Consider the following 12,377-nt stretch of genomic DNA (forward strand, 5'->3'; position numbering starts at 1 on the left):
GTGACGTGACCACGCGGACGCGCTGGGGTTTCGCGGAGCGGACAACACCGCGACCCGCCGGGCCGCGGACGGGGATTTGGGCCCTCGGGTTCCATGCCCTTTGCCCCTTTATCGGGTGATTGCCGTCACGGAGGATTGCTACGGGACCTCTGGAAGTCATACGGTCAGTGGTCAGCCTCTTCACCGAGGTGGATCACCCCCCACGGTCGCACCCCCCTCCCTGATCCCCTCCTAATCCCTGCCAGGAGCCCAGCCCGTGCCCTCCGCCGGACTTGCCCCGCGCCGCATCGTGCAGCTCTCCACGCTGTTCGCGATGTTCGCGCTCTACGTGGCCCAGCTCGTCAGCGCGTCACTTCCGTACGTACCGGTGTTCGTCGCCGCGAGCGCGGCCGGCCTCGCCCTCGACACGTATATGCAGTACAAGCAGCCGGGCCTGCTGACCCTCCTGGGCAAGGTGCGCTTCGACGTCACCGTGCGACAGCTGCTGCGCGACATGCTGATCCTCGTCGGCCTGCTGCGCATCGACGGCATCGAGCCGCTGGGCGAGCAGGCGCCGCTGCTCTTCGCGCTGCTGGCCGTGTACGTGCTGCACTTCGGCTGCCAGGCCGCCGCGGTCCTGGTGCGCCGCACCCGCACGCTGCCGATCCTCACGCGCAACATCGACGCCTCGGAGCTGCGGCTGTCCGCGGCCCCTCCGCGCATCCTGGCCCGCCGCTCCAGCCACCGCATGCTGACCTTCTCGATCCCGGCCACCGTCGGCCTGCTGCTCACGGCCGCGACGACCGACGCGTACTGGGGCGGCATCGGCATCGGCCTCTCGATCGTCCTGTTCGGCGGCGGCACGCTGTACCTGGCCACCTGGCTGCTGCCCAAGAAGCGGGCGCTGAGCGAGGCGAAGGTCATGGCGTGGCTGGACAAGTGGCTGGCGAACTACAAGCCGACCGTGGCCATGTACTTCTCGGGCGGCACCACCTCCGCGTACCAGGCGAACATGTGGCTCTCCACGCTCGCCGACGTGGACGGCAAGCCGCTGATCGTGCTGCGCGAGCGCTTCATGGTGAACAAGATCGACGCCACCGACGTGCCGGTCATCTGCTTCCCGAAGGTCGCCTCGATGTTCTCGCTGGAGAACTCGACGCTGAAGATGATGCTGCACCCGGCGAACGCGGCGAAGACCTCGCAGGTGCTGCGCATCCCGACGATCAAGCACGCGTTCATCAACCACGGCGAGTCCGACAAGCTCTCCTCCTGCAACCCGTACGCGAAGGCGTACGACGAGGTGTGGGTGGCGGGACCCGCGGCCCGCGACCGCTACCAGCTGGCCGACGTCGGCGTCGAGGACAAGGACGTCGTCGAGGTGGGCCGCCCGCAGCTGGCCCCGATCACCGTCGGCACGGGCCCCGCGAAGGGCGCCTTCACGACGGTCCTGTACGCCCCCACCTGGGAGGGCTGGGACGGCAACCCCGGCAACACCTCGGTGATCCTGGCCGGCGAGAACATCGTGCGGCACCTGCTCGCCGACGACCGGGTGCGTCTGGTCTACAAGCCGCACCCGATGACCGGTTCGCAGGTCCCCGCCGCGGGCGCCGCCAACGCGCGCATCATGGCGATGATCCGCGAGGCCAACACCCGCCGCTCCGGCGCCCGTCCGGGCCCCGAGGCCGCCGCCGAGCTGGCCCGCCGCGCCGCGACGCTCGACAAGCTGACCTCCACGTCGTTCCGCACCAGCGCCGACGAGATGGAGAAGATGCTGCTGCAGGGCCGTCCCGACGGCGACCGGCAGGCCGCCGTGGCCGAGGCGACGGCGGCGTGGGAGCAGGCGTACTGGGCCTCGTTCCCCGAGTGGGAGCACCTGATCGTCACCGAGGCCCGCCCCGCGATCTTCACCTGCTTCAACCAGGCCGACGTGCTCGTCTCCGACGTCTCCTCGGTCGTCTCCGACTGGCTGGCCGGCGAGAAGCCGTACGCCGTCGCGAACACCTCGGGCCTGTCGGAGGCGGATTTCCGCACCGGCTTCCCCACGGTGAGCGCCGCGACGATCCTGGCACCCGACGCCAAGGGCGTACCCGGCCTTCTCGCGGCCGTTCGCGGCGAGAGCGAGGATGTGTACGCCGAGGCGCGTCTGGAGCTCAAGGAGCACCTCCTGGGCCCCTCCGACCCGCCGTCCATCGACCGCTTCAACGCCGGTGTGGCCGCCCTGTGCGCCCGCGCCGACGAGCGCCGCGTGCGGATGGCCGCGCGGGGCGACGCGGAGATCCCCGCGCAGCGTGAGGACTCCGTAGAGGAGCAGGTGGCCGACGCGATGGCGTCGGAGGCCGCCCCGGAGTCGGAGGACGTCACGGCGTAGCGCCTGCCGCGCGCGAGCATGAGAGAGGGCCCGGGAGATTTCTCCCGGGCCCTCTCTCATGCCGAAGACCTGCTCAAAGACCAGCGTGCAGGGCTGTGCGGCCCTGCTCCAGGGCCTAGAAGGGCTTGAAGTCGTCGTAGGCCTTGTCCGCCTCGTCCCGCTCCGCCTGCTTGTCGCGGCGGCGCTGGGTGGCCGGACGCGGCGCCTCCATGCGGTGGTCCTCGCCACGGCGGCCGAGCATCTCGGCGCCCGCCATCATGGTGGGCTCCCAGTCGAAGACGACCGCGTTGTCCTCGGGGCCGATGGCGACGCCGTCACCACTGCGGGCGCCCGCCTTCATCAGCTGGTCCTCCACGCCGAGGCGGCTGAGCCGGTCGGCGAGGTAGCCGACGGCCTCGTCGTTGTTGAAGTCGGTCTGGCGCACCCAGCGCTCCGGCTTCTCGCCGCGCACCCGGAACAGCGGCTCCCCGTCGACATCCTCGCGGACCACGGTGAAGCCCGAGTCGTCCACGGCCTTCGGGCGGATGACGATGCGGGTCGCCTCCTCCTTCGGCTTGGCGGCACGCGCGCCGCCCACCAGCTCGGCCAGCGCGAACGACAGCTCCTTGAGGCCCCTGTGGGCGACGGCCGACACCTCGAAGACGCGGTAGCCGCGGGCCTCCAGCTCGGGCCGGACCATCTCGGCGAGGTCCTGGCCGTCGGGCACGTCGATCTTGTTGAGGACGACGAGCCGCGGCCGGTTCTCCAGGCCCGCGCCGTACTCCCGCAGCTCGGCCTCGATGACGTCGAGGTCGGAGACGGGGTCGCGGTCGGACTCCAGGGTCGCCGTGTCGAGTACGTGCACGAGGACCGAGCAGCGCTCGACGTGCCGCAGGAACTCCAGGCCGAGGCCCTTGCCCTGGCTGGCGCCCGGGATCAGGCCCGGCACGTCGGCGATCGTGTAGACCGTCGCGCCGGCCGTGACGACGCCGAGGTTCGGGACCAGCGTCGTGAAGGGGTAGTCGGCGATCTTCGGCTTGGCGGCCGAGAGCACCGAGATGAGCGAGGACTTGCCGGCGCTCGGGTAACCCACCAGAGCGACGTCGGCGACGGTCTTCAGCTCCAGCACGACGTCGCGCAGGTCGCCGGGGACGCCGAGCAGCGCGAAGCCGGGGGCCTTGCGGCGGGCCGAGGCGAGGGCCGCGTTGCCGAGGCCGCCGCGGCCGCCCTGGGCGGCGATGAAGGTCGTGCCCTGGCCGACGAGGTCCGCCAGGACGTTGCCCTGCTTGTCGAGGACGACCGTGCCGTCGGGGACGGGCAGGACCAGGTCCTCGCCGTCCTTGCCGGAGCGGTTGCCGCCCTCGCCGGGCCTGCCGGCGGTGGCCTTGCGGTGCGGGGAGTGGTGGTAGTCGAGGAGCGTCGTCACCGACTGGTCCACGACCAGGATGACGTCGCCGCCACGGCCGCCGTTGCCGCCGTCCGGGCCGCCGAGCGGCTTGAACTTCTCACGGTGAACGGAGGCACAGCCGTGGCCCCCGCTACCCGCGGCGACATGCAGCTCGACGCGGTCCACGAAGGTGGTCATTGGTCAGTGCCTCCAGAAACGTACGGGGAATTGCTACTGCGTGCTGTGTTCATTAACAACACGCGAAAGGCGGACCCGCTTCCCCAGGAGGGAAGTGAGGTCCGCCTCGCGAAAAGTACCGGTCAAGCTGCCTTTCAGGCGGCGACCGGAACGATGTTCACGACCTTGCGGCCACGGTGGGTACCGAACTCCACCGCACCGGCGTCGAGCGCGAACAGCGTGTCGTCCTTGCCACGACCCACACCGTTGCCGGGGTGGAAGTGGGTGCCGCGCTGGCGGACCAGGATCTCACCGGCGTTGACGGTCTGGCCGCCGAAGCGCTTCACGCCGAGCCGCTGAGCATTGGAGTCGCGCCCGTTCCGAGTGGACGATGCGCCCTTCTTGTGTGCCATGTCTCAGTCCCTTACTTCGCAGCCGCGGGGATCTCAGTGACCTTGATCGCCGTGTACTGCTGGCGGTGGCCCTGACGACGGCGGTAGCCGGTCTTGTTCTTGTAGCGAAGGATGTCGATCTTCGCACCCTTGTGGTGGTCCACGACCTCGGCCTGAACCTTGATCCCGGCCAGCACCCACGGGTCGCTGGTCACGGCGTCGCCGTCGACAACGAGCAGCGTAGAGAGCTCTACGGTGTCGCCAACCTTGGCGGTGGGAAGCTTGTCAACCTCAACGATGTCGTCGACAGCAACCTTGTGCTGACGACCACCGCTGCGCACGATGGCGTACACGGATCTCTCTTTCGCTCGGAACGGGACCCCCGCAGTCCAGCCGCGCGAAGCGGCCTCTCCGGGCGATCACAGAAGGATGCGCCCGGAGGACATAGGTTTACGGGAGTGCGGCGTCTCTATGGACACGCCGACGGTCAAGGTTACGGGGCAGCCCTGAGCAGGGTCAAACCGGCCCTCTCACGCCGTCTTGACCTCACCGTCCTGCGGCAGGACCTTGACGCCCTTGCACAGGTTCGTGTTGTCGTTCGACCCCGGGTACGCGACGTTCCACACGTTGGCGAAGTGCGCGCGGTACGTGTCGTGCACGGAGTCGTCGTCGATCTTGACGTACGCCTCGTCGTTCTCCCGCAGCGCCGGTCCCGAGGCGTTCTGCGAGCCGGTGAACGTGATCTTGTTGCGCGCGCCGTCGTACCAGCCGTCGATCGCCACGTACTTGGTGTGGATGATGAACGGCGTCGTGAGCTTGGTGCCCGGGTGCAGCGGGTCCCGGTCGTCGTTGTAGCAGCGCGCGGGCGGTGCGCCCGTGGCGTTCATCGTCTTCCAGGTGCCGGCGTCGGCGGTGGCGTACTCGATGCTGACGGTGCAGCCCGCCTTCTTCAGCGCGACCAGCTTGTCGGCGATGGCCTGCCGGGTGATCTGGAAGATCGCGGCCCGCACGATGGTGCTGCGCTTCACGCCGCCCGCGTCCTTGTAGGTGCAGGAGACGTTGTTGAGCACCGAGTACAGCGTGTCCGTCGAGTTGGTCGTGCCGGCCCGCGGGAAGAAGTACGCCTTGTAGTGGCCGTTGCTGACGGTGCGGTAGTCCCAGTCCTTCCACAGCTTGGCGGCCATGTCGTCGAAGTAGTCCGCGTACGCCCCGTACAGAACCCGGTTGTTGGGCAGCTGAAGGGCGTCGTTGAAGAACTTCGTGTTCGCGGACGGCGTCGAGTTCGACGTGGTCTGCACGACGACGTTCGTGGCGCCCCGGACGGCCGAGAAGAGCCAGAACTTGTTGTGCATGATCGACTTGCCGAACTTGGGGTCGCCCAGGCAGGACTTGTCGGTCGGGCACAGCGTCACGAACGACGGGCTGGTCCGGCTGGTGCCCAGGGCCGCCTTCAGCTGGCCGTACACCGGGTTGTCGGGGCGGTCCTTCACGCTGGACGAGTCGAGCACGATCTGCACGTTCACACCGCGGTTCTTGGCGGCCACCAGCGCGTCGGAGACCGTGGCCTCCCACACGTGGTAGACGGCGACCTTGATGTACGAGCCGGGCAGCGCCGCGTTCGTCAGCTCGACCAGGCGCGTACGGATCGCGTACTGCTGCTCGGCGGTGCCCAGAGGGTTGTTGAAGATGGGCCCCTCGGTCCAGGTCGGCGTGGTCTCGGCCGACGCGGTGCCCGCGGAGAGTCCCGCCTGCAGACCGGCCGCCGAGAGCACGGTGGCCAGCGCCACGGCCTGCCGTCCGCCCTTGGCCGGCTTCACGGCCCGGTGTCGTCCCGTGCCTCTGAGACGCACGTGCGCCATCGCAACCCCTCCCCTGGCACGAGCGCCCGTCTCCCCAACGCGCGCCCCCGCATTCACTTGTACGACTGGTGAGTTTTACAGGTAGTTGACCGGGCTCCAAGAGGCGGGGTCGAATTGAGTGCTCATCGAGACATTAGAGACATGAGGATCGTCACGCACACGGCGACCGGGAACACCGCGACGTACGACGACGCCCCCGCGCAGCGCGTGGCTGTGCGGGGGCGTCGCCCTGTCCGGTCTCCCGGACGGTGCCTCAGGCCTCGTCGGCCGTCGCCGAGACGGACGGCAGCGACTGCTGCTCGGCCGCCGCGGTCTTCTTCGCGGCCGTCTTCTTGGCGGGCGCCTTCGCCGCCTTCTTGGCCGTCGTCTTCTTCGCGGCCGTCTTCTTTGCCGCGGTCTTCTTGGTGGCGGCCTTCTTCGCCGTCGCCTTCTTGGCCGTCTTACGGGCCGTCTTCTTGGCGGCGGGCGCCTCGTCCCCGGCCTCCTCGGCCGCGGACTCCGCGGGGCCGGCCTCCTCCGCGGCCGACGGGACGACCACGACGGCCGTCTCCTCGGACGTGGTGGGGGCGGTGGCCTTGCGGACGGCACGACGGCGCGGACGGGCCGGAGCCGCCGGCTCGGCAGCCTCCGCCACGACGTGGGCCTCCTCGGCCTTGACCGGCTCCTCGGCCTTCACCGGCTCGGCGACGGTCACCTCGGCGGCCTCCTCGGAGGACGCCTTCGGCGAACCGGCGGGCGCGCTGGCCTTACGGGTGGCACGGCGACGCGTCCGCGGCGCGGGGGCCTCGTCCGCCACGGACTGCGCGGGCTCGGCCTCCTTCGGGGCCTCGGCCTCGACGACCGGCTCGGGCTCGGGCGCGGGAGCCGTCGGCGCCTGCTGGGCCACCGGCTCCTTCGGCGCACCGGCCGGGGCCGACGCACGGCGCGTGGCACGGCGGCGCGAGCGGCCGCCACGGCTCGCCGCGGCCTCCGCCTCAGCGGCGCTGGAGTACAGCTCCTCGTCCGGGTTGTAGTCGGGCTCGGGCAGCGCCACGGGGGCGGCCGTCTCAGCGGCGACCTCGGCCTCGGTCTCGGTGTCGTCCGACTCCGTGAGGTGCGCGGCGTCGTGCTCGTGGTGGTCCGCGCCGTTGCCACCGCGGCGCTTCTTGCGCTTGCCGCCACCACCGCCACCGGAGGCGGGCTGCTCCATGTGGACGATGACCCCGCGGCCGTTGCAGTGCACGCAGGTCTCGGAGAAGGACTCCAACAGGCCCTGGCCGACGCGCTTACGGGTCATCTGGACCAGGCCCAGCGAGGTGACCTCGGCGACCTGGTGCTTGGTGCGGTCCCGGCCCAGGCATTCGAGCATCCGCCGCAGGACCAGGTCCCGGTTGGACTCCAGGACCATGTCGATGAAGTCGATGACGACGATGCCGCCCAGGTCGCGCAGGCGCAGCTGGCGCACGATCTCCTCGGCCGCCTCGAGGTTGTTCCTCGTGACGGTCTCTTCGAGGTTGCCGCCCTGGCCGGTGAACTTCCCGGTGTTGACGTCGATGACGATCATGGCCTCGGTCTTGTCGATCACGAGGGAGCCGCCCGAGGGCAACCACACCTTGCGGTCGAGCGCCTTGGCGAGCTGCTCGTCGATCCGGTACGTCGCGAAGACGTCGACCTCGCTGGTCCACCGCGTCAGGCGGTCGGACAGGTCGGGCGCCACGTGGTTGACGTAGCCGTGGATGGTCTCCCACGCCTCGTCACCGCTGACGATGACCTTGGAGAAGTCCTCGTTGAAGATGTCGCGCACGACGCGGACCGTCATGTCCGGCTCGCCGTAGAGCAGGCTCGGCGACGACGTCGAGATCTGCTTGGACTTCTTCTGGATGTCCTCCCACTGGGCCTGCAGACGCTCGACGTCGCGGCTCAGCTCGTCCTCGCTCGCGCCCTCGGCGGCGGTGCGCACGATGACGCCCGCGTCCTCGGGGACGATCTTCTTGAGGATGGTCTTCAGACGCGCGCGCTCGGTGTCCGGGAGCTTGCGGCTGATGCCGGTCATCGAGCCCTCGGGCACGTAGACCAGGTAGCGGCCGGGCAGCGAGATCTGGCTGGTGAGGCGCGCGCCCTTGTGGCCGATCGGGTCCTTGGTGACCTGCACGAGCACCGACTGGCCGGACTTGAGGGCGGTCTCGATGCGGCGCGGGCCGTTGGCCATGCCCAGCGCCTCGAAGTTGACCTCACCGGCGTAGAGCACCGCGTTGCGGCCCTTGCCGATGTCGATGAAGGCGGCCTCCATCGACGGCAGCACGTTCTGGACCTTGCCCAGGTAGACGTTGCCGACGTACGAGGTCGACTGCTCCTTGTTGACGTAGTGCTCGACGAGGATGTCGTCCTCGAGCACGCCGATCTGGGTGCGCTCGCCGTTCTGGCGGACGACCATCACGCGCTCGACGGCCTCGCGGCGCGCCAGGAACTCGGCCTCGGTGATGATCGGCACACGGCGGCGGCCCTGCTCGCGGCCTTCGCGGCGGCGCTGCTTCTTGGCCTCCAGACGCGTGGAGCCCTTGATGGACTGCACCTCGTCCGCGGAGGTCGACCGCTCGGCGTGGCTCTCCTTCTTGCGGGGCTCACGGACCTTGACGACCGTGCGCTCCGGGTCGTCGGACGACTGCGGCTCGCTCTCCGGACCCGAGTCACCGGCGCGGCGGCGACGGCGACGGCGACGGCGGCTGCTGCTCGACCCGGACGCGGCGCTGTCGTCGCGCTCGTCGTGGTCGTCACGCTCGTCGTGCTCGCCACGCTCGTCGTGGTCGTCCGAGTCGTCCGCGGAGCCCTGCTCCTGGTCGTCGTCGGACGCGCCCTGGTCGTTGTCGGCGTCGTTGTCGGCGGACTCGCCGCGGCGACGGCGGCGGCCACCGCGACGGCGGCGACGGGCCGGGCGGTCACCGTTCTCGTCGTGGTCGTCGGACGAGTCGTCCTGGTCGGCGGGCTCCTCCGGCTCGGCCTCGACCTCGGTGTCCGCCTCGGGCTCGGCCTCGACGGGCTGCTCGGCGACCGGCTGCTCGTCGGCGGCGCGCTTGCCGCGGCGGCGGCGGCGCGGGGCCGGCTCCTCCTCGGCGGCGACGGCAACGGCGGCGGGCGTCGGCTCGGCCTCGGCGGGCTTCTCCTCGGCGGCCTCGGCCGCGGCAGCGGCGGCGGCGCGCTCGGGGGTCTGGAACATCGGCTCGGTGAAGACGGGCGCCTGGAACACGGCGACGGACGGCCGCTTCGGACGGCCCGGGCCCTCTTCGTCCCGGCCGGCCCTCGACGCGGAACGCTGCGACGACTTCGGCTCGGCGAAGCCGCCCGCGGCCTTACGGGTGGCGCGGCGACGGCGGCGCGGCGCGGCGTCCTCGCTGTCGGAGCTGTCGGAGCTGTCGGAGCTGTCCGAGGTGTCGGAGCTGTCGGCCGCGTCCGTGACCTCGGTCACGGCGGCGGTGTCGGCCTGCTCGGAGCGCTGCTCGGCGGGCGCGGCGGCGGCCTCGGCCTGCTGGGCCTCCGGGGCGGCGACGGCGCGCGTGGCACGACGGCGGTTGCGGCGCGGGGCCGCGTCCTCGGCGGGCTGCTCGACGGCGGCGGGCTCCTCGGGCGCGGCGACCGGCTGCGGCTCGTCGGCGGCGGCCTCGGGGGCCTCGGCGGCGGGCGCGGCAGCGGTACGGGTCGCGCGGCGACGGCGGCGCGGCGCGGGCGCCTCGGCGGCGGCCTCGGCCTCCACAGCGGCGGGCTCGGGCTCGGCGACCGGCTCAGCGGCCTGCTGGGGCTGCTCGGCCTGCTCCGCGGCGGGCGCGGTCACGGCGCGGGTGGCACGGCGGCGGGAGCGGCGCGGGGCCGCGTCCTCGGCCGCCGGTTCGGCGGCGGGAGCGGCCGGCTCCTCGACGGGAGCGGCGGTCTCGGCCACGGGCTGCGCGGCCTCGTCCTGCACGGGTGCACCGGCGGGCGCGGAGGCGCGGCGGGTGGCGCGGCGGCGCGGGCGGCCGGCGGGCGCGGTGTCCTGCGCCGGGGCCTCGGCGGCCGGGGAGGTCTCGGGGGTGGTCGCCTCGTCGGCGGCGTCGAGCTCGGGCTCGGCGTCCGCGGCAGCGGCCGGTATGGCCGGCGCGGTCTCCACGGCGGCCTTGCCCGCGGGCGGTCCCGCGGGGCGCGACGCGGCCCGGCGCCGACGGCGCGGGGGCAGGGTGTCGCTGGGCGTGTCGCCCACGGCGGTGGCGGTGGGGTCGTTCGGTTCGGTCTGCTCGGGCATGCGGGTGGATCTCCCGTCAGGCCCCCGGGCGCCGCGCCTGATCCATGACCGGTGACGTCTGCGGCTCGCGCGTGTCGCGCGGTGCCGCCGGTCCGGGGCGCGGGCGCCGCACGGGGGCTCTCTGTCTGTTCTCGCCGGTTCCGGTACGCGATGTACGTACGGCCTGGCGAAAGTCCTTGGGGTGGGTGCGCTGCCCGACCCAGGTGGCTCCCGAGTACCAGGGCGGCGCTACGACGACCGCCTTACGCGGAACCTTCCACGGCAGACGCCGTCGCGGCGGCAGATCCTGCGGCCTCCGTTTGGGGGGCGGCCTGGACTGCCTCGCGGTCGGGCGCGAGCGGGTCGGTCACCGTGCCGGTCTCTTCATCGAAAGGCCCCTGCGCCAGCCTGGTCACCGCTGCGGGGACCGGCGGCGCCAGGTCAGCCACGGCGCGAAGACCGGACAGGACGTCGTCGGGTCGAACGGCAGGCGTCACGTGCCGAACAACCAGGCGCAGTATCGCACAGGCCGTGGAGCCGGGCCTATCAGCCGGAACATCCGCGGCTTCCAGACTCGCGACGGCCTCGCGGGCGTCGAACGTCCGGATGCCGTTCTTCGTCCGGCGCTGGACCTCTACGGTCTCGGCGGCGCGGAACGCCTCTGCGGCGCGCGCGGCCTCCTCGACCGTCACTCCGTCCAGCCGCAGCTCCCACACGGATGCGGCGAGCCGGTCGGCCAGGCCCGAGGTACGGGCCTCCACGGCGTCGATGATGTCGAGCCCGACGGGCATCGACTCGTCGAGCAGCGCCCGCAGCTTCTCGGGGTCGCGCGACGCGGTGAGCGCGATCTCCAGGTACTCGGCCTCACTGCCCGTGCCGGTGGGTGCGGCATTGGCGTACGACGCCTTCGGATGCGGCGTGAACCCCGCCGAGTACGCCATGGGCACCTCGGCGCGGCGCAGCGCACGCTCGAAGGCGCGCTGGAAGTCTCGGTGGCTGGTGAACCGGAGGCGGCCGCGCTTGGTGTAGCGCAGTCGGATGCGCTGCACCGCGGGTGCGGGCGGCGGGCCTACGGGCTGTCGCTTGCCCAGTGTCCTAGTCCTTCGTGAGTGCGGTCGTACTCCTACCAAGAGTACGTGTCGACGCGACGTCAGGTTCCCGCCGGTCCCTGACCTGCGGTTCAGGCAGGCCCGTAGCCGGTCGTGGCGTACCGAACAGTGCGCGGCGGACGTCGGCCCTTACCTGCCGGACGGTGGCACGGACCTCCCTGGCGACCCGGGTCACGGGGCGCCACACCAGGTCGCGTACGACGTGCCCTACCGGAGTGAGCACGCTGCGGTACGCCCAGCGCAGCGGGTCGACGAGGAGCCACCGCAGCAGCCGTCCGAGAAAGCGTCCGACGGCGAGCGACACATACCCGGCCACGCGCCAGGCATGCCCGAGGGCGGCGCCGATCTCGCGTGCGAGGACGCCGAGGACCCCGCCGACCGGCACGAGCACCCAGCGCCACACGGCCAGCACGGGCACCACGAAGATCCACCGCAAGAGTGTCGCGGCACCTCGCCCCAGCGCGAGCGCCGTCCACCGGAGCGCGTGCCCGAGCGGTGTGAGCAGGTGGGCGTACACCCAGGTGCAGGGCAGCACGACGAGGACCCGGCCGAGCCAGCCGAGTGCGACCCCAACTCCCTTGCGCAGTAAGGCAATTGCATGACCGATCGGCGTCAGCACATACGCGTACAACCAGACCACCGGCACCACGACGAGGACCCGCGCGAGCCAGGCCAGCGCCCGCCCGACCGGCACCAGGCCGAACCGCCACAACGCCAGCCACGGCCAGACGAAAAGGGCTCTGCCCAACCAGCCGAGCGTGATCGCGACTCCCCTGCCGAACACGGCGATCGCCCGTCCCACCGGCGTCAGCACACACGCGTACAACCAGACCACCGGCACCACGACGAGGACCCGCGCGAGCCAGGCCAGCGCCCGCCCGACCGGCACCAGGCCGAAC

General features: G+C 71.6%; 8 protein-coding genes. 1 reads left to right on the top strand and 7 read right to left on the bottom strand.

Annotated features, from left to right (window positions below):
• Positions 1-256 precede the first annotated feature (256 nt).
• Complete coding sequence (locus AB0J02_RS02375; RefSeq protein ID WP_363191625.1) at positions 257-2,347, top strand: hypothetical protein; 2,091 nt, start codon at positions 257-259, stop codon at positions 2,345-2,347.
• A gap of 115 nt (positions 2,348-2,462) precedes the next feature.
• Here the strand turns inward: AB0J02_RS02375 and obgE are convergent, their stop codons facing one another.
• From obgE to AB0J02_RS02410, 7 genes are all read right to left on the bottom strand, one after another.
• Complete coding sequence (obgE, locus tag AB0J02_RS02380; RefSeq protein ID WP_363191626.1) at positions 2,463-3,911, bottom strand: GTPase ObgE; 1,449 nt, start codon at positions 3,909-3,911, stop codon at positions 2,463-2,465.
• Between the two features lie 134 nt (positions 3,912-4,045).
• On the bottom strand, positions 4,046-4,303 hold the full coding sequence (gene rpmA / locus AB0J02_RS02385; protein WP_026245994.1) for a 50S ribosomal protein L27: 258 nt from the start codon (positions 4,301-4,303) through the stop codon (positions 4,046-4,048).
• An 11-nt stretch (positions 4,304-4,314) separates the two neighbouring features.
• Positions 4,315-4,635: a 50S ribosomal protein L21 gene (gene rplU / locus AB0J02_RS02390; protein WP_324772180.1), complete on the bottom strand. Its 321-nt coding sequence runs from the start codon at positions 4,633-4,635 to the stop codon at positions 4,315-4,317.
• 177 nt (positions 4,636-4,812) lie between these two features.
• On the bottom strand, positions 4,813-6,141 hold the full coding sequence (locus AB0J02_RS02395; RefSeq protein WP_363191628.1) for a phospholipase D-like domain-containing protein: 1,329 nt from the start codon (positions 6,139-6,141) through the stop codon (positions 4,813-4,815).
• A gap of 253 nt (positions 6,142-6,394) precedes the next feature.
• Positions 6,395-10,390: an Rne/Rng family ribonuclease gene (locus AB0J02_RS02400; protein ID WP_363191629.1), complete on the bottom strand. Its 3,996-nt coding sequence runs from the start codon at positions 10,388-10,390 to the stop codon at positions 6,395-6,397.
• Between the two features lie 242 nt (positions 10,391-10,632).
• Positions 10,633-11,418 carry a TIGR03936 family radical SAM-associated protein gene (locus tag AB0J02_RS02405; protein WP_363191630.1) on the bottom strand — a complete coding sequence of 262 codons (786 nt, stop codon included), beginning with the start codon at positions 11,416-11,418 and terminating at the stop codon, positions 10,633-10,635.
• Positions 11,419-11,464: 46 nt separating this feature from the next.
• On the bottom strand, positions 11,465-12,370 hold the full coding sequence (locus AB0J02_RS02410) for a hypothetical protein (protein WP_363191768.1): 906 nt from the start codon (positions 12,368-12,370) through the stop codon (positions 11,465-11,467).
• Between the last annotated feature and the right edge of the window lie 7 nt (positions 12,371-12,377).

The sequence above is a fragment of the Streptomyces sp. NPDC050264 genome (genome assembly GCF_040655895.1).
Lineage (GTDB): Bacteria > Actinomycetota > Actinomycetes > Streptomycetales > Streptomycetaceae > Streptomyces.

Coding starts and splice junctions, on each gene's coding strand:
- AB0J02_RS02395 (WP_363191628.1), bottom strand. CDS start 6,141: ATGGCGCACGTGCGTCTCAGAGGCACGGGACGACACCGGGCCGTGAAG.
- obgE (WP_363191626.1), bottom strand. CDS start 3,911: ATGACCACCTTCGTGGACCGCGTCGAGCTGCATGTCGCCGCGGGTAGC.
- rpmA (WP_026245994.1), bottom strand. CDS start 4,303: ATGGCACACAAGAAGGGCGCATCGTCCACTCGGAACGGGCGCGACTCC.
- AB0J02_RS02400 (WP_363191629.1), bottom strand. CDS start 10,390: ATGCCCGAGCAGACCGAACCGAACGACCCCACCGCCACCGCCGTGGGC.